Origin of the sequence: Ruminococcus flavefaciens AE3010 (genome assembly GCF_000526795.1) — a bacterium.
Lineage (GTDB): Bacteria > Bacillota > Clostridia > Oscillospirales > Ruminococcaceae > Ruminococcus > Ruminococcus flavefaciens_D.
Genome location: NZ_JAGT01000001.1, coordinates 781115 through 798557, shown reverse-complemented (window position 1 = coordinate 798557; position 17443 = coordinate 781115). Strand labels below are relative to the sequence as shown.

Genomic DNA, 17443 nt, shown 5'->3' with positions numbered 1-17443 from the left:
AAAGGTGAAAAATGAAATAAAATACTTGAACTTTCCGTGGATTTGTGATATAATTATAGGCGTTATTTATATTGTTACGGTAAAATTTGCGATTATGTTCTAAAAAAAGCGCCATATAAATACAATATTATTTAATTCAGCCGCGTTTTTTTTCAGCGGTGAAAGAAGGTTATGTATGATTTGCGATCTGCACTGTCACACTACACTTTCCGACGGTTCGCTTGGCATTGAAGATGTAATTGCACAGGCGAAGCGCATGAATATCGATTGGCTCTCCATTACGGACCACGATACAATGGCTTCTTTTTCAAGAGCTGATGTTCTTGGTGAACGCGCAGGAGTAAAAATGCTCCACGGCGTAGAGCTATCGGCATGGGATAAGGAAAGAAACAGCAAGGTACACATACTTTGCTATGCGCCCTCAAAGCCAAACAGACTTGAGGGACTATGCTTGAAATCCTGCGAGATCAGAAAGGAATGCTCCAAGGAAATGATCGAAAAGGTCATGGCTAAGTTCCCGATCACTCAGGAAAGCATACTCAAACGTACCACAGCTTCAAAGAGCATATTCAAGCAGCACATAATGCGAGCTCTCATAGATTATGGCTATGCGCTTGAATTCTACGGTGATCTGGACAGGGAGCTGTTCAATCCAAAGGACGGTTCATGCTACATGGAGCGTGAGTACCCCGACGTAAATTTTGTTATTGACCTGATACATACAGCAAGAGGTGTAGCAGTTATGGCTCACCCTGCACAGTACAACAATATGGAGCTTCTTGAGGAGCTTGCAAAGAACGGCAAGATAGACGGCGTTGAGGTAGGACATTTCTCCGCCGATGAGAACTGCCGCAGCGAGCTTAGAGCAATAGCCGATAAGTATGAGCTTATACAGACAGGGGGCTCCGACTTCCACGGACTGTACAACAAGGTACCTACTCACCTGGGAAGTGAGACAACTTCCAAGGAGAATCTTGACAGGATACTGAAGCTTGCTGCTGCAAGAAGCAAAGAGGCTTAAATGGACGCAAAGCTTATTCCCGCAGGGCTGTGCTTAGTACTTTTTCTGCTGTTTGCTGTTCCTGTGACGAAGGGCATAATCAATCTCGGCAACGGAGCAGGAATGGCAGTTACGGCTCTGCTTACAGCGATATTTCTACTGTGGGGCAGATTTACGGCTTTTCTCGGAAAGTCGTGGGCAAGACCTCTTGGCAGGATATTCCTTTCTGCATTGGGAGTCGTTACTGCGGTATCATTGGTGCTTGCAGTTGTTATAAGCGTGTTTATGCTCCGTGCGGTCAGCGATCCGCCCAAGGACGAGAATACTACTGTAGTAGTCCTCGGCTGCAAGGTCAAGGACGGCAGACCGAGCCTTATGCTGGGACGCAGACTTGAAGCCGCTTATACCTATCTTTCGGAGCATGAGAGCGTTTGCGCTGTAGTTTCGGGAGGACAGGGAAAAGACGAATCCATAAGTGAGGCTCAGTGCATGAGGGACTGGCTTGTGGGGCAGGGTATCGCTCCCGAGAGGATATTCATGGAGGACAAGTCCGTGAATACCGAGGAGAATCTGCGCTTTTCCAAAAAGATCATAGCAGAGAATGGTCTGCCGGAAAGAGTTACTCTCATTACCGACGGCTTTCATCAGCTCCGCGCAGATATGATAGCCGAAAAGCAGGGCATGAGTACCTATAATGTCTCGGGAAAGACCCCATGGTATCTTCTCCCCACATACTGGGTGAGAGAATGGTTCGGCGTATTACACTATAAGCTTTGCGGATAGGAGCGATAGAACTTGCAGTGGGTGATAAAGCGTCTTTCTGACGGCATGTATGCGGTCTCTCATCGCTTTTTCGTGTATGAAATTAAGTTTGCACGCCGCTTCAAAACAAAGAAGCAGGCTTATGCATATATGACATCATCGGGCTTTTCAAAAAGCAGCCATGCTGTTGAGGAGCTCGTGGGTGAGACAGAATCTGTAGCAAAAATTAGCAATTATTATGAAAAGGAATGATCAAAGTGAAAATTAGTTTTTCAACACTTGCTTGTCCTGATTGGTCATGGACAGACATCTATTCAATGGCAAAGGATTTCAAATTCGACGGAATTGAGATCAGAGGTCTCGGAAACGAGATATTCTCCGTCAAGGCACAGCCTTTTACAGAAGCACAGCTTCCTAATACAATTGCTAAGCTACAGTCACTAGGTCTCGAAATACCCTGCCTATCATCAGGTGCATGTCTTAAATTCAAGGATAAATATCAGGAAGCCGAGGACGAGATAAAGGCATATGCTCAGCTTGCAAGCAAGCTCGGCGCTTCTTATATAAGAATACTTGGCGATCTTGATCCTGCACCTGTTGGTGATGTTGATGATGACTATATCGCAGAAGCTCTGAAAAAGCTTGTACCTATCGCAGAGGAGTACAATGTAACTCTCCTCGTTGAGACGAACGGCGTATATTCCGATACTGCAAGACTTGCAAAGGTGCTCGACAGCGTAAAGAGCCGCAAGGTGGCTGCACTCTGGGATATGCACCACCCATACCGCTATAACAACGAAGCTCCCGAGACTACAGTTGCAAATCTCGGTGAGTACATCAAATACATACAGGTCAAGGACAGCGTTATGCGCGAGGACGGTACAGTTGAGTACAGGATCATGGGCACAGGAGATATTCCTGTAAAGGCTATGATAGAAGCCCTTGACACTATCAACTATAACGGCTATATCTCACTTGAATGGGTAAAGCGCTGGGCGCGTGACCTCAGCGATGCAGGTATCGTTATACCTCAGTTCGCAGAGTACATGGCTCCCTACAAGAAGGCTCACAAGCATCCTCTCCAGACAAGCATGAGAGGTGACGGTCAGTATCCGTGGCCGAAGGAACGTATCCTCAACTACACATTCCCCGATATACTCGACCGTATCTGCGAGCAGTTCCCGAATCAGTATGCATTCCGTTATACTGAGCTTGACTATACAAGAACATATCCCGAGTTCCGTGACGATGTTGACACCTTCGCACGTTCGCTCCTTGCAATGGGCGTAAAGAAGGGCGACCACGTTGCTATCTGGGCGACTAATGTTCCCCAGTGGTATATCACATTCTGGGCTACCACAAAGATAGGTGCGGTACTTGTTACAATGAATACAGAATACCGTATCCACGAGGCTGAGTATCTGCTGAGACAGTCCGATACAAATACTCTCGTTATGATAGACGGTATCAAAAATATCAACTATGTAGATATCATCAAGGAGCTCTGCCCCGAGCTTGATACCTGCGAGCCGGGCAAGCTGAATTCCGCAAAGCTTCCTTACCTCAAGAACGTCATCACAGTCGATTCAGAGAACAAGGGCTGCTTTACATGGGAGCAGGCTCTGGAGCTCTCCAAGAACGTTCCGTACAGCGAAGTTGAGCGCGTAAGAAAGACCATAGATATCCACGATGTCTGCAATATGCAGTACACTTCGGGAACAACAGGTTTCCCGAAGGGCGTTATGCTCACTCACTATAACGTAGTCAACAACGGTAAGGCTATCGGAGACTGCATGGACCTCTCAACAGCTGACCGCATGATGATACAGGTGCCTATGTTCCACTGCTTCGGCATGGTTCTGGCTATGACCGCTTCCATGACTCATGGTACAACTATGTCTCCTATTACCCGTTTCTCACCGAGAAAGGGACTGGCCTGCATAAACAAGGAGAAGATAACCTGCTTCCACGGCGTACCAACTATGTTCATTGCTATGCTCGGACATGAGGACTTTGAAAAGACTGATTTCTCACACATGAGAACAGGTATCATGGCAGGTTCACCCTGTCCTATCAAGACAATGGAGGAAGTTGTCGAGAAGATGCACATGAGCGAGATATGCATCACTTACGGACAGACCGAGGCTTCTCCCGCAACAACTATGAGCAAGACTACCGACTCACTGGAACAGCGCGTAAATACAGTCGGCGGACCTATCTTCGGCGTTGAGTGCCGTATAGTTGATCCCGAGACAAATCAGGAGGTTCCTGATGACGTTGACGGCGAGTTCGTAGCAAGAGGATATAACATCATGAAGGGCTACTATAAGATGCCCGAAGCAACTGCAGCCGCTATCGACAGCGAGGGCTGGCTCCACACAGGCGACCTTGCAAGACGCCGTTCTTCTGACGGATATTTCAAGATAACAGGCAGAATCAAGGATATGATAATCCGCGGCGGCGAGAATATCTACCCCAAGGAGATAGAGGACTTCCTCTACACCTATCCAAAGGTAAAGGACGTACAGGTAATAGGTGTTCCCGATGAGGACTACGGTGAGGAGATAATGGCTTGTATCGTTCTTCATGACGGCGAGACAGCTACCGAGCAGGAGATAAAGGACTTCTGCCTTGCAAGAATGGCAAAGCACAAGTGCCCGAGATACGTTGATTTTGTAGACGGCTTCCCCATGAATGCCGCAGGAAAGATACTCAAATACAAGATGAGAGAGCAGGCAGTTGAAAAGCTGAAGCTCCACAAGGCTGACAGTATAGTTACAGCATAGTTTTCAGAGTCCACACTCGCAGGAGTGTGGACTTTTTCTTGCTATTTTGCCCATCATGTGTTATAATAATTTAATATAAATAGGGGGTGATATAATGAAGATCAAGAGAATATGCAGAAGTTTAGGGGCTGTTCTTGCAGCTGCGGCTGTAACGTGTTTTTCCGTACCCGAGGCTGTCCGGGCAGAAACAAGGTTCATATGGGAGCAGCATAACAAAGAAGCTGTCGTGTCAGCTCACAGCGGCACATTATCCATGCCCGTGCTGCGTTCCGTCGCGTCACAGGACGGCGTGAGATTTGAGACCGCAGCGCCCTGCAAGCCCATAGGCAAAGCTGTTGTCTCGGCAGGTGATACGGCTGAATTGCCGTCAGAGTTTGATATGCGCAAGGTCTATGGCTCCACATCTGTGAAGAATCAGGGCTCTTACGGTACCTGCTGGGTACACGCTGCTGTTGCCAGTGCTGAGTCAAGTATGCTTCAGTCTGTACCCTATATCGACCTTTCAGAGCTCCATTCCGCTTATTATAACTATTACGGCTATAATCAGCTCGTTCCTCAGTCGAGCGATACTGTGGATATATTGGGTGAGGGCGGCAATGCGCGTATGATAACCAATCTGTGGTCTCAGTGGATAGGTCCCGTCAATGAGGATAAGCTTCCCTATGAGAACACAAGCTTTTTTGACAATAATACTGATAAAGACCTGATGAACTTTCAGTCGGATTATCATCTGAAAAAACGCCTATAATTTCGATTATGACAGCGAAAGAAGCAACTTTGACGAAATAAATGCCATGGTAAAGGATTTCCTTTACAGAGGGCAGGCAGTGGACGTTTCGTATATGTCAGACAAGGGAAAGAACTGGTCAGGGACTTATAACAGCTCATACTGTGAGCGCAAGCCAAGATTTGCCAACCATGCCGTTACTATAGTCGGCTGGGACGACAGCTTCCCTGCGGAGCATTTCAAAAAGAAGCCAAAGGGCGACGGTGCATGGCTTTGTCAGAACAGCTGGGGAACACATGACGGCGACGACGGCTATCTCTGGCTGTCATATTATGACGGCACACTCAGCGATTTTGCTGTATATCAGCTTGAAAACGCCGATGAGCACGATATCATATATCAGTATGACAGCTTCATACCAATACAGACCATGTCAGCTTATGATGATGCCGACGAAAACGGACCTTCCTACATGGCGGACATTTTTACATCGGTGGGAGATATTCAGCTGAGTACTGTCGGTACCTACATATATAATGCGGGGACTGAATATGAGGTGACGGTATATTCGGGACTAAAGGACAGGAACGACCCGTCCTCTGGAACTCCCTCGGCAGTCACCAAGGGCAGGATAGATGCCACGGGCTTTTTCACTATCGACCTTGAAGACCCTGTGATACTGACGGGCAATGAACAGTTCAGCGTTGTGGTAAAGCTTTACTGCGAGGATACGCCATTTGTTCTGCCTCTGGAAAGCAGCCTTTACGTTGAGGGCGATGACAACGAAATAATTGACATCAGCACCTTTGCCGATGACAGTACGATAAAAAGTCTTACAGGCAGAGGGGAGAGCTTTTTCAGCTCTGACGGTGTCACATGGAAGGACGTCTGCGACGAGAGCGTGACATACACCGAAGAGGAGAAGCAGTTTCTTCTTGAATCGTTTATCGAGCAGCTCTATGACGGCATAGACGAAAATGACACAGACCTCTGGCGAAATGCTCAGCAGGGCGAAAAAAACTATAAACAGCTGTTTGAGATCGGCGACATAAAGTCGAATTTCGGCAATATGACGCTGAAAGCCTATGCGGAGCCTGTGGGCAAGGTGAAGTTCACTCAGCCCGAGGGAGCTGTAGCTCCCGATGAAAGGGTAGAGCTTTTCTCGGACAGGGAGCATGGAGAAATATATTATTCCACAGGCGATGAGAACGAGTCGATCAGGTACGAAGCTCCTATTGCTGTAAACGACGATGTCAAGATAACCGCATATGTCATGGACAGCGGCGTTAAGGGCAATGTTATCTCGAAGAGAAGCTTTACTCCCAAATATGCCGCTTTCAACTGGATAGGATATAAGACGTCTTCCGAGAGCTACAGCCGCGACCTTAAATACGCTAAGAGGATATCCGACAATGAATATACTATCAATATCCCTGCGGAGTTTGATTCCGTCTCGCTGTATCTCGGAACTGTCAATAATGTTGAGTACAACGGGATGAGCTACGGTGCTTACGGTAAGATAGAATCCGTAAAGGCTGATTACGGAGTGACAGATATCGAGCTGAAGCTGACAGGTGAGAACTGTACCGACAACACGGTGACGCTTCATATCAACCGTTCGCTGGTAAGCTTTGATGCTCCGAATGGTGCTATCCTTGCATCGCGTGCCGACAGGATCTATGCTGCCGACGGAAAAGAGCTTTTTGCGGGCTCAAGTGTTATGGAATACGCAGGTCAGACTCTGACGGCTGTCAAGGACGGAAAAGAGATACCTGTAAGCGTTCCCGAAAGAGCTGATATCTCGGAAATGAAGATAAACTATCGCTCGGAAGCTCTCGGTCCTTTCAGCAGAGAGATCAGCGAAAGGCTTGAGATAGCGGTGGGAAGCTCAGATTACAGCAGATTTACTTCCGCAAAGGGCAGGATAATAAGCGGTGCAGATATAGCTCCCGAGGATTACGGCTTGTACTATATAAGTATCATTCCCGGGGAGACTTTCAGGCTGAGAGCAGCAGGCGGAAACGGCTTGTTCCCCAGCACTACTGTAAGATATGATATTCCCGACGCTCCGAAACAGCTGCCCGATATTGCTTCGCTGAAGCAGTACGACGCCGACAGCTGCGTATTCGAGGACGATATATATGAGATAGCCTATGAGGGCTATTTCTCAGAAATAATGATGGAGGAGCTTGCAGGCGGATACGGCTATACATATGAGGCGTTCGGCAAGCTCATGGAAAAGCGTACAGGTCTTGAAAGTGAGAAGCTCAATAAGATAATCGGCAGTGAGTATAAGCCTGGAAACAAGATAAAATATGATGTGCCGTGTTATGTAAGGTATTCTGCTACCGATCAATCCTTTGCGTCGGAAACGCTGTATGTATATAAGCGTAAGGGAGCTGCCGCAGGCGATGTTAACGGCGACGGAGCTGTAAATGCGGTGGACGCGTCAATAGTCCTTAGCCATTATGCTTCTGTTTCTGTCGGCGAAAAGGGAGAACTTACCGAAGAACAGGTGAAAACAGGTGATATGAACGGCGACGGTACGCTGAATGCAGTGGATGCTTCCATGATACTTGAGATATATGCATTCAATTCTATTGGTTGATTTCAACAAAGATGAATATATGTTCGGCAAAAACGCTCAAAAACTGCACAAGCAAAGAAGGAAAAATTTTATATGTTGGTCAATAGATATAAAAGAATAAGCTTCCCATTGTGTAATAAGCGGCAATGTGTTTTTACCGAATTGTAATCTTTAGAACAAACGTTCTCATAACAAAAGAGCTGTTGTTGTGCTTTTGCACAATCAGGGGAAGTGTGATTTGTATTCTATAACCAAAAAGGGGTTAAAGAACATTACAAAATGATTCAAAGTATTGACTTCCATCGCAAAATACGGTATATTTGTAAATGCAAAAGCAATTGTTGCATAATGTATGTGATATGCAAGGGAAAGATGTGACTTTCGGAACCGAGCATGCACAGCAGTATGATACGGAATGTATGAGAAATGCAAAGGCTCTTATGACGACAGATGTGAAGTACGTTCACAGCTGACCGCCGCTCGAGCAGGATCATTCGGGAAGTATAAAATTCGATGGCTGAGCAAAAGAAAAATATGTGGAGCAGAAATGACTTCACGGGAACAGAAGCAAAGGCTGACAGAACGGTTGCAGGACGTCAGCGGTGAGCACAATCATCGGACAGTAATAATACCGCGATGTTACCCGCAAATCATAATTAACCACGTAAATATTATACGCAAGTATAATATAGATATTTAAGGAGGAAAAATCTCATGAACACACTTAAGAGAACTTTAGCTTTAGTAGCTACACTCGCAATGTCTGCAACAGCTTTCGCAAGCTGCGGCAGCAAGGATTCATCTTCATCTGATAACGGCACAGAGGCAACAACTGCTGCTAACGATGAGGCAACAACAGCTGCTGATACAACTGCAGAGGTAGTTGACGGTGACACAGTTGACGCTTCAGTTGGACAGGGCGGCGACACATTCACAGTTGCAGCTTGGAACCACGATGACGTTCCTGCTCTTATCGCTTCTTGGAAGGGCCTCGACGCAGATACAATCGTTGATCAGCTCGCTGACAACAAGGTTGAAGGCATCAAGTTCATTGACTTCGGTGTAGGCGGCGGCCAGGCATCTGAGAACTATGACCAGCTCTTTAACGACGGTTCAGATCTCGACGTTTACTTCGTAGAGGCTGACTGGGCACTCAAGTACATCAATGATGACGCAAGAACACTTCCTCTCAGCAAGCTCGGTCTTGGTGACAAGGATTTCCCAAATATCTACAGCTACACAGACGAAATCGGTAAGGATTCCAACGGCGTTCGTAAGGGTATCTCATGGCAGGCAGCTGCTGGTGGATTCGCTTACAGAGCTGACCTCGCTAAGGAGTACCTCGGCGTTGAGTCACCTGCTGACATGCAGAAGCAGATCGGCAACTGGGATGATTTCGTAAAGGCTGCTCAGACAGTATCTGAGAAGTCAAGCAAGAGCGTTGCACTCGCTGACTCACTCGGCGGTATGTGGCAGGCATTTGCTTGCGGACGTACAACTCCTTGGGTTGTAGACAACAAGCTCCAGATCGATGATTCTTGCAAGAAGTTTGCTGATACAGCAAAGGCTCTCTGGGATTGCGGCGGTGTTACAAAGAACAGCCAGTGGACAGATGAGTGGACAGCTGCAGGCGTTTCAGGCAACGTTATGGGTTACTTTGTATCAACTTGGGGCTTCGGCGGATTCTTCCTCGATGCTGCTGGCGGATATGACAAGGAAGCAAACAAGGGCGGCGAGCAGTACGGCAAGTGGGCTGTATGTGAAGGACCTCAGGCATTCTACTGGGGCGGTACTTGGATGGTTGTAAATCCAAAGACTGATAACGGTAACGAGGCTCGTGAGTTCATCATTGCTGCTACATCAGATGAGGCTAAGATGTCTGCATACGCTAAGAGCAAGCCTGAGTATGTAAACAACTCTAAGGTTATGGACGACCTCATTTCTGCTAACACAGAATTCAACCCAATCATTTCCGGTAACTTCGTTGACAAGCAGAACTACTTCGCAGAGCTCGCTAACAACGCTAAGAACATCGACTTCAAGGGTCTTATCACACCTTTCGATTCAACAATCAAGGGCAACTTCGCTGACGCTGTTAAGGAGAACTACCTTGAGGGCGGCAAGTCTTGGGATGATACAGTAAATGCATTCAAGGACAAGGTTGCTGAGTCAGTACCTGATCTCGAGTGGGAAGACTAATTTTAGTAAAATAGTCTAACTGTACAATGTAATAAATATGCCTACGGAATACTTATGTATTCCGTAGGTGTATATTTATTTATATTATATTCTACCGAGAGGGTGTGTGTTATGGCATCAGGTGCGCAGAGACGCATAAAGTCAATTAGCTATGCTAAGTATGGCTATATCTTTATTTTGCCGTTTTTTCTTGTTTATTTCTTTTTCCAATTATGGCCGCTGATCAACACCTTTATCGTAAGTTTCCATGGCAACGGTAAGTCCGTTGAAGCATGGGTGGGACTACAGAATTATAAGGACATTCTTTTTGGCGGTACCAGAAAAGTTCGAGTTATCCACGAGAGCTTTTTCGAGTGCTTGAGAAATACAGTTATCCTTTGGGTCGGTAACTTCATTCCTCAGCTGGCACTTTCACTTTCACTTGCGGTATGGTTTACAGAAGCACAGTTAAAGATCCCTGGAAAGGGCTTCTTTAAGGTTGTTATGTACCTGCCCAATATCATCACTGCTGCTTCAGTAGCTGTTCTTTTCCTTCAGCTCTGCGGTCAGTCAGAAACTAACCCCGGTGCGGTAAACCTTATTCTGCACAAGCTTGGCATTGTTGCAAGAGATGAAGCATCAGGAATTTATAAGACTATACCTCTTGTAGAGGGTGTATGGCCTTCACGTATTGTAATCATGTTTATCCAGACATGGATGTGGTTCGGTAATACCATGATCATGCTCATGTCAGGTATCCAGGGTATCAACCCTTCACTGTTCGAGGCTGCAAGCATCGACGGCGCAAGCTCAGGACAGGTCTTCAGAAAGATCACTCTTCCTCTTCTGACTCCAATCATGGCATATACTCTTATCACTTCCATGATCGGTGGTCTCCAGATGTTCGATATTCCTTTCCTTTACACTAAGACAGGTAACGTTAAGGATCACATCAAGACACTGGCGGTAATGATCTTCCAGTACTTCCACGCTCAGGCTGATGAGAATAAGATGGGTTACGCAGGTGCTACATCTGTACTCCTCTTCTTCATCACTCTTACTCTTGGACTTATCGCGTTCTATATCACACGTGACAAGGATGAGATCGCTAAGAAGAAGCAGCGTAAAAAGATCGCTCAGCAGGCTAAGAAAGAAAGCAAGCAGTTTGGAGGGATCAGTTTATGAGTGGTAATATGAAAGACGTTTACGGAAAGGCAAAGGATAACTATACAGCTAAGATCAAGTTAAAGTCAGGTATCCTGTTTGTATGGTTCCTTCTCCTTACAATTATATGTCTGCTTCCTATCTATATCCTTGTTATTAACGCTACACGTTCACATTCGGATATAGCAAACGGACTCAGCTTCGTTCCGAGCCATTATCTGAAATCAAACTGGAACAAGGTATTTACAGACCCCGGATTCAAGCTCTGCTACAGCGCTTTCCACGGTTATAAGAACAGCTTGATCATCACAGTATGTTCAACTTTCCTTACAGTTTTCTTTTCAGCTCTTACTGCTTACGGAATCCATGTATATGATTTCAAGCTTAAGGAGATCTCATATTCAGTTATCCTCCTTGTTATGATGGTACCTATGCAGGTAACATCTGCCGGATTCATTGCATTTATGTCAGATCTTAAGCTGACAAATACTTACTGGCCTCTTATCCTTCCATCAATTGCAGCTCCTGCGGTCGTTTACTTCATGAGATCATACATGAAGTCATCATTCCCGCTGGATATCGTTGAAGCTGCTCGTATCGACGGATGCGGAGAGTTCAGAACATTCCTGTCAATTGCAATTCCTATGATGAAGCCAGCTATAGCTGTACAGGCTATCTTCGCTTTCATCGCAAGCTGGAACAACTTCTATACACCTAACATGATCCTCATCAGTGTTGATCTGAAGAAGAAGACCCTTCCTATGATGGTATCTGCTCTTCAGTCATCTGATAAGTTCAATGATTACGGTGCTATCTATCTTGCAATTGCACTTTCAATTATTCCTATCATAATCGCATATGTACTCCTTTCAAGATTCATCATCGCTGGTGTTGCTCTTGGTGGTGTAAAGGAATAATCACAAAAATCACAGCACACTTCGGTGTGCTGTTTTTTTATGGAAAGTTGACATTTCACCGCCAATGCCTTATAATAAGCATATATTATTTAATGAGGTAAGGCTATGTATGATGTAATAGTTGTCGGCGCAGGTCCGACAGGTGCGACTGCGGCAAAGATATTATCAGATAATGATATGAAAGTTCTTCTTGTTGAACGTATGAAGCTGCCGCGGTATAAATCCTGCTCGGGTGTTCTTATAAAGAAGTCGATGGATCTGGTCATGGAATATTTCGGGAAAGATGTTCCGCATTCTGCAATGTGTACTCCCACAGATAATCATGGTATGATATTTACTAACGACAAAGGGAAAGAATATGCTTTCAATCAGGAGGGGCTCAACGTCTGGCGAAGCTCATTTGATAACTGGCTTACTGAAAATGCAGTAAATGCAGGGGCGGAGCTGCGCGACATGACGTCAGTTATTGCGTGTGATAATAAAGATGACAATATTGAGGTGAAGCTCTTTTCCGACAGGCTTTACAGCGAGAAGGCAAGGTATGTAATTGACTGCGGTGGTGTTACATCGGTTATAAAGAGGAAAGAGCTGAATATCGCTCCTGAGTTTATAACAACATTTCAGACGTTCAATCAAGGAAAAATAGAGCTTGACCCACACTATTTCTACGCATATCTTCAGCCTGAGCTTTCCGAATATGACGCTTGGTTCAACGTTAAGGATGATATGCTTGTTCTGGGCGTTGCCGTTAAGGATACTAATAAGATATCAGACTATTATGACAGCTTCATTCATTACATGAAAGATAAACACGGGCTTGTTATTGACAAAACTGTAAAGGCAGAAAAATGGCTAATGCCTCATATTAGGTCTGGGTGTAAAATCGACTACGGTAAGGGACGACTCTTATTCGCAGGGGAAGCGGCGGGCTTTCTTAATCCAATGGGCGAGGGTATTTCTGCGGGCATGGAAAGCGGTAATGCAGCTGCTCATGCAATAACAGAACATTTTGACGAGCCTGTATGTGTGTTGGACGATTATCAGCAGCGTACAAAGATGCTTAAAACATATATGGAGAGACAGTGGAATTTCGTTGCAGGTTTGGCTGACACGTTCAGCGAAATGAAGTTATCATTATAATAATATAGGCACTGACTTATGTCAGTGCCTTTTTTATGGACGCTTCGGCGTCCTTTTTTGTTCTAAACATTTGTACAGCTGAATAGTATTAAGTGTAAGGAGTGATGAAAATGAAAGGCAGTACAAGCTTTGAAACGATCATGGATTATCTTCCCGAGAATATCCGCAGGCAGCTGCTTGATATCCCGAGGGATAAGCTTGATGGTGCAATGGAAGTAAGGCTTCGTGCAGGCGGACCTGTTTATCTTGTGTATTCGGACAAGATATATTTTCTTCGCAGGGACGGCGGACTGGCTTCCCTATATAATAAGGAAGCATATGAAATAAAGGCGTCTGAGATCAGAGAGACAGTCGAAAGGCTGTGTCATTATTCCGTGCACAGCTGTGGAAAACAGCTTTCTCAGGGCTTTTTCGTTATCGAAAACGGAGTTCGTGTAGGTGTTTCTGGAGCTTATTCATCGATCCAGCCTCCTCAGCTTACAGAGTTTACATCTCTTAACTTCCGTGTATCAAGGTGTGTAGAGGGCTGCGCAGATGAGATATTTGCTTCAAATTATGATAAAAACATTATGATATGCGGCGGAGTCAATTCGGGAAAGACCACTATGCTCCGAGATATGTGCCGTCTTACAGGGAATTTCAGAAAAACTGTCCTTATTGACGAGCGAAACGAGATATCCTGTCTGCACGACGGGATACCGCAGAATGACGTTGGAGCGCTGACAGATGTTATCAGTAATTGCAGCCGTGCTGACGGGATAATTTCAGCGGTGCGAACTTTGTCTCCCGAGGTCATTGTCTGTGACGAGATAGCTTCAATGTCTGACTCAGAAGCTATAATAAACGGGATCGGCTGCGGCGTGAAATTTATCGTTACGGCTCACGGCAGCAGCTTTGAGGAGCTCAGCAAGCGTAAGGAGATATTATACCTTACAGAAAGCGGACTTTTTGACAATATCATATTCCTGAAAGGCTCTGCAGCTCCCGGAAAAGTCAGTGAAGTCAAGAGGCTCAGAAATGGGAATTAGGATAATTGCGGCTTTGCTTGCCACACTTTGCGGAGCATTTTACGGAATGAACCGTTCCGAAAAGCTGAAAAAAAGAATGCTGCTTTGCACCGAAGCTGACAAGGTTTTCAGACTTTGTGAGACCATGATAAGAAGCAGCGGTACGGACATTTACAGAATAATTACGGTACTAAAACGGGAAAATTATACAGCTTTACGCTTTATATACAGGCTTTCGGAGAAATACAGCGCTGACAGCGATTTCCACAGTGAGTGGCGTGAGCTTCTGCTTGCCGAGACCTATATCCCACAGGAAGAAAGGGGGATACTTCTGGATTTCGGTGAGGTGCTGGGTACCAGTGACATTGCAGGTCAGCTGAGCAGCATAGCCTCGCAGAGATCGCTTATGCAGGAGTGCTATGAGCGCAGTGCCATGGAGTATCACGGCAAGGCTCGGTTTTACAGGAGCGTTGGAGTCCTTGCAGGTGTAATGGCAGGAATAATGGTGATCTGAGGAAGAAAATGGAAATTGATCTTATATTTAAAATCGCAGGTACAGGGATAATAGTCGCCGTTCTGAATCTGGTCCTGAAACGTGCGGAGCGAGAGGAACAGGCTATGATGACCACACTTGCAGGTCTTATAGTTGTTCTTGTGGTGATAATCGACGAGATAGGAGACCTTTTTGACAAGGTCAAAAGCGTGTTCGGACTATGGTAGACAGCTGTTTTTCTGTTGGAGCTTTCTGCCTTGCAGGAACTCTTATATCTATAATTTTAAAACAATATTGCGCTGAATATTCCACAGCAGTTACCGCAGCGGTATGTGCAGGCGTTATGGCTCTTTTTGTACTTGTGTCGGGATCAGCCATTGCCGAGATAAGGGATATTTTTGAAATGGCAGGTATTGCTGAAAGCTATATCTCCATAGTGTTCAAGACATTGGCAATATGTGTTATCACGCATATTACAGCTGAATTGTGCCGCGACAGCGGTGAGGGAGCTATAGCTTCGGCAGCTGAGCTGTGGGGCAGAGGGGCTGTTGCTGTTCTTGGACTTCCTGTATTCAGAGCATTTTTACAGCTAATAGAAAAGCTGATTTAGGAGCATTATGAAAAGGACAGGACTATCAATAATTATAATTATATTGCTGATGATGCTCAGTGTTCCTTTGAGGGCATATGCTGTTGATGAACAGGAGTCATCGAGCGTGTTCAGTGAGCAGCTGGACGACATACTTTCGGACTATGACATCGGGACAAGTTCTGACGAGATAACTGCCCTTTCATTCGGAAGCTTTTCAAAGGCTATCACAGCAAAAGTAAAGGAAAGCGAGGGCTCTCCTTTCAGACTTCTGGGGACTATTCTGCTTGTGACACTGCTTTCGGCTCTGCTGAAAAACGCAGGCAGCGCAGCGTTTAAATGCTCCGCAGACATCTATGGTATGGTGTGTGTCCTTACAGCGGTGACAGTGGTCTCACCACAGCTTTTTGCTGCTTTTTCTCAGTCCGTTGAGGCTGTGACCGTCAGCGGCGGCTTCATATCCGTGTTTATTCCTGTGTTTTCGGGAGCAACTGCCGCATCGGGACATATAACATCAGCGGCGGCTTATGACGTTGCTGTCCTTGCTGCTTCGGAGCTTATAGTTCAGCTTGTTTCGGGCTTTCTCATGCCTGTTCTCAGCGCAGCCGTTATGCTTTCCGTAACGGGAAGCGTTTTCTCACGGAATGATATGAGCGGAGTAGTTCAGCTCCTGAAAAAGCTCATAACATGGGCGATGACTATAACAATGACGGTGTTTACTGGCTTTGTTACGCTGAAATGCAGCCTTGCAGGCAAAACTGACGGTGCAGCTACAAAAGCGGCGCGTTTTGTGATATCGGGGAGCGTTCCCGTAGTCGGCGGAGCTGTATCCGACGCCTATGCCGCAGTCCGCAGCAGCTTTGACCTTATCCGCGGAACAGTAGGAACTGCAGGCTGTATCGCTGTGCTTCTGATAATTCTTCCGCCTGTGATACAGCTTATGCTTTTTCGCTTTGTAATGTGGATAGGCTCGGCGGCGGCGGAGCTCTTCGACGCAGAGCATATTAAAAAGCTTCTCAGCTCATTTGACAGCTCCCTTGCCATAGCACAGAGCGTCCTTGTTTGTTATGGCGTCATGTTCGTGCTGTGTACGGGAATACTTATTCAGACGGCAGGTGGGTAAATGGAAAACTTTGTTGCGGCGGTCAGGGTGGTCTGCTTTGTATCCGTGGGGGTATGTATAATTCAGAGCATTACTGACGGAACACGGCTTCGCGGAGCTGCCGATATTGTTCTGAAGCTGATATTTGCTGTGGCGGTAACAGCTCCCATAGTCAGCGGAGCTTTTGATATTGAGCTGCCGGATCTCAGTGCTTTTGACAGTACAGACTACAGCTATTCCACAGAGATATATGAAAACGAGCTCTGTACACAGGTATCTGAAAATATTTCTGCGGTTCTTCGTGATCAGCTCAAAGCGGCAGGGATAAATGCAGAAAAAATAGATACCGAGGTTAATATTTCACAGGACGGAAGCATAAGTATTAATAGAGTCATTATCAGCACGTCGGCCTTCGAGGCATCAGCTAAGATAATCCGCGGCAGTATCGGACAAGAAACGGAGGTCATAAATGGAAGTTATTAAAGAAGCAAAGGAGCTGCTAAAGAACAGGAAATGGGCTGTACTTATGACCGTATGCGGAATAGCAGGTCTGCTGCTGATAATGATATCTTCGCTTTTGCCCGACAAAAAGCCTGCTGCTGTATGTACTGAGCAGCAGAGCGTATATGACAGCAGCGACTACTGTAAGGACACAGAGAAAAGGCTTGCCGATCTGCTCCGCGAAATAGAGGGGGCAGGAGAGGTGAAGGTCTATCTAACTGTAGGCAGCGAGCAGCGCTACGTATATGCTACAGAGGGACGGCACAGCCGTTCGGACAATAAAACGGAGGAGGAAGAGAAATATGTGATAGTGGGCGGCGGAAGCGAAAAAAACGCACTTGTGGAAACAATTGAAGCTCCCGAGATAACGGGAGCGGTAATAGTCTGCGGCGGAGGAGGCGATGCTGCTGTACGAGAACAGATATACAAAGCGGCTTCGGCTGCTCTTGGGATACCTACAGCAAAGATATATGTTGCTAAGATCAGATAA

Annotated in this window: 17 protein-coding genes; all 17 read left to right on the top strand. The window is 46.0% G+C overall.

Going from position 1 to position 17443, the window contains the following annotated elements:
- The first annotated feature begins 175 nt into the window (after positions 1 to 175).
- Positions 176 to 1021, top strand: coding sequence for a PHP domain-containing protein (locus N774_RS0103395; RefSeq protein WP_024859892.1), 846 nt, complete (start codon positions 176 to 178; stop codon positions 1019 to 1021).
- Entirely contained in the window at positions 1022 to 1783 is a 762-nt protein-coding gene (locus N774_RS0103390; protein WP_024859891.1) for a YdcF family protein, read from the top strand.
- A gap of 12 nt (positions 1784 to 1795) precedes the next feature.
- Positions 1796 to 2014, top strand: coding sequence for a hypothetical protein (locus N774_RS0103385; protein ID WP_024859890.1), 219 nt, complete (start codon positions 1796 to 1798; stop codon positions 2012 to 2014).
- Positions 2015 to 2019: 5 nt separating this feature from the next.
- The gene (locus N774_RS0103380) at positions 2020 to 4548 is read left to right on the top strand and encodes an AMP-binding protein (RefSeq protein WP_024859889.1); all 2529 of its coding nucleotides are present in this window, start codon (positions 2020 to 2022) and stop codon (positions 4546 to 4548) included.
- 94 nt (positions 4549 to 4642) lie between these two features.
- Entirely contained in the window at positions 4643 to 5296 is a 654-nt protein-coding gene (locus tag N774_RS0103375) for a C1 family peptidase (RefSeq protein WP_024859888.1), read from the top strand.
- A gap of 46 nt (positions 5297 to 5342) precedes the next feature.
- A complete protein-coding gene (locus tag N774_RS0103370) occupies positions 5343 to 7883 on the top strand; it encodes a lectin like domain-containing protein (protein ID WP_024859887.1) in 2541 nt (846 codons plus the stop codon).
- A gap of 693 nt (positions 7884 to 8576) precedes the next feature.
- Entirely contained in the window at positions 8577 to 10061 is a 1485-nt protein-coding gene (locus N774_RS0103360; protein ID WP_024859886.1) for an ABC transporter substrate-binding protein, read from the top strand.
- Positions 10062 to 10172: 111 nt separating this feature from the next.
- Positions 10173 to 11225, top strand: coding sequence for a carbohydrate ABC transporter permease (locus N774_RS0103355; RefSeq protein WP_024859885.1), 1053 nt, complete (start codon positions 10173 to 10175; stop codon positions 11223 to 11225).
- Positions 11222 to 12121: a carbohydrate ABC transporter permease gene (locus N774_RS0103350; protein ID WP_024859884.1), complete on the top strand. Its 900-nt coding sequence runs from the start codon at positions 11222 to 11224 to the stop codon at positions 12119 to 12121. Before N774_RS0103355 ends, N774_RS0103350 begins: the two co-directional genes overlap by 4 nt.
- Positions 12122 to 12226: 105 nt before the next feature.
- Entirely contained in the window at positions 12227 to 13261 is a 1035-nt protein-coding gene (locus tag N774_RS0103345) for an NAD(P)/FAD-dependent oxidoreductase (protein WP_024859883.1), read from the top strand.
- A gap of 110 nt (positions 13262 to 13371) precedes the next feature.
- Positions 13372 to 14289 (top strand): hypothetical protein, encoded by a 918-nt coding sequence (locus N774_RS0103340; RefSeq protein WP_024859882.1) that lies wholly within the window; start codon positions 13372 to 13374, stop codon positions 14287 to 14289.
- Positions 14279 to 14782, top strand: a complete 504-nt coding sequence (locus N774_RS0103335; protein ID WP_024859881.1) for a stage III sporulation protein AB — start codon at positions 14279 to 14281, stop codon at positions 14780 to 14782. The genes N774_RS0103340 and N774_RS0103335 overlap by 11 nt, the downstream gene beginning before the upstream one ends.
- 8 nt (positions 14783 to 14790) lie before the next feature.
- Positions 14791 to 14988 carry a stage III sporulation protein AC gene (spoIIIAC, locus tag N774_RS0103330; RefSeq protein WP_024859880.1) on the top strand — a complete coding sequence of 66 codons (198 nt, stop codon included), beginning with the start codon at positions 14791 to 14793 and terminating at the stop codon, positions 14986 to 14988.
- Positions 14982 to 15371 (top strand): stage III sporulation AC/AD family protein, encoded by a 390-nt coding sequence (locus N774_RS0103325; RefSeq protein ID WP_024859879.1) that lies wholly within the window; start codon positions 14982 to 14984, stop codon positions 15369 to 15371. Before spoIIIAC ends, N774_RS0103325 begins: the two co-directional genes overlap by 7 nt.
- Before the next feature lie 49 nt (positions 15372 to 15420).
- Positions 15421 to 16473, top strand: coding sequence for a stage III sporulation protein AE (locus tag N774_RS0103320; RefSeq protein WP_196231520.1), 1053 nt, complete (start codon positions 15421 to 15423; stop codon positions 16471 to 16473).
- Positions 16474 to 16935, top strand: coding sequence for a hypothetical protein (locus tag N774_RS0103315; RefSeq protein WP_024859877.1), 462 nt, complete (start codon positions 16474 to 16476; stop codon positions 16933 to 16935). It abuts the gene before it with no gap.
- The gene (locus N774_RS0103310) at positions 16922 to 17443 is read left to right on the top strand and encodes a hypothetical protein (RefSeq protein ID WP_024859876.1); all 522 of its coding nucleotides are present in this window, start codon (positions 16922 to 16924) and stop codon (positions 17441 to 17443) included. Before N774_RS0103315 ends, N774_RS0103310 begins: the two co-directional genes overlap by 14 nt.

Bases quoted from the DNA above. Each gene is read 5' to 3' on its own strand.
- N774_RS0103315 (WP_024859877.1), top strand. From the start codon at position 16,474: ATGGAAAACTTTGTTGCGGCGGTCAGGGTGGTCTGCTTTGTATCCGTG.
- N774_RS0103345 (WP_024859883.1), top strand. From the start codon at position 12,227: ATGTATGATGTAATAGTTGTCGGCGCAGGTCCGACAGGTGCGACTGCG.
- N774_RS0103355 (WP_024859885.1), top strand. From the start codon at position 10,173: ATGGCATCAGGTGCGCAGAGACGCATAAAGTCAATTAGCTATGCTAAG.
- N774_RS0103370 (WP_024859887.1), top strand. From the start codon at position 5,343: ATGGTAAAGGATTTCCTTTACAGAGGGCAGGCAGTGGACGTTTCGTAT.
- N774_RS0103360 (WP_024859886.1), top strand. From the start codon at position 8,577: ATGAACACACTTAAGAGAACTTTAGCTTTAGTAGCTACACTCGCAATG.
- N774_RS0103310 (WP_024859876.1), top strand. From the start codon at position 16,922: ATGGAAGTTATTAAAGAAGCAAAGGAGCTGCTAAAGAACAGGAAATGG.
- spoIIIAC (WP_024859880.1), top strand. From the start codon at position 14,791: ATGGAAATTGATCTTATATTTAAAATCGCAGGTACAGGGATAATAGTC.
- N774_RS0103375 (WP_024859888.1), top strand. From the start codon at position 4,643: ATGAAGATCAAGAGAATATGCAGAAGTTTAGGGGCTGTTCTTGCAGCT.
- N774_RS0103335 (WP_024859881.1), top strand. From the start codon at position 14,279: ATGGGAATTAGGATAATTGCGGCTTTGCTTGCCACACTTTGCGGAGCA.
- N774_RS0103320 (WP_196231520.1), top strand. From the start codon at position 15,421: ATGATGCTCAGTGTTCCTTTGAGGGCATATGCTGTTGATGAACAGGAG.
- N774_RS0103340 (WP_024859882.1), top strand. From the start codon at position 13,372: ATGAAAGGCAGTACAAGCTTTGAAACGATCATGGATTATCTTCCCGAG.
- N774_RS0103395 (WP_024859892.1), top strand. From the start codon at position 176: ATGATTTGCGATCTGCACTGTCACACTACACTTTCCGACGGTTCGCTT.
- N774_RS0103390 (WP_024859891.1), top strand. From the start codon at position 1,022: ATGGACGCAAAGCTTATTCCCGCAGGGCTGTGCTTAGTACTTTTTCTG.
- N774_RS0103350 (WP_024859884.1), top strand. From the start codon at position 11,222: ATGAGTGGTAATATGAAAGACGTTTACGGAAAGGCAAAGGATAACTAT.
- N774_RS0103325 (WP_024859879.1), top strand. From the start codon at position 14,982: ATGGTAGACAGCTGTTTTTCTGTTGGAGCTTTCTGCCTTGCAGGAACT.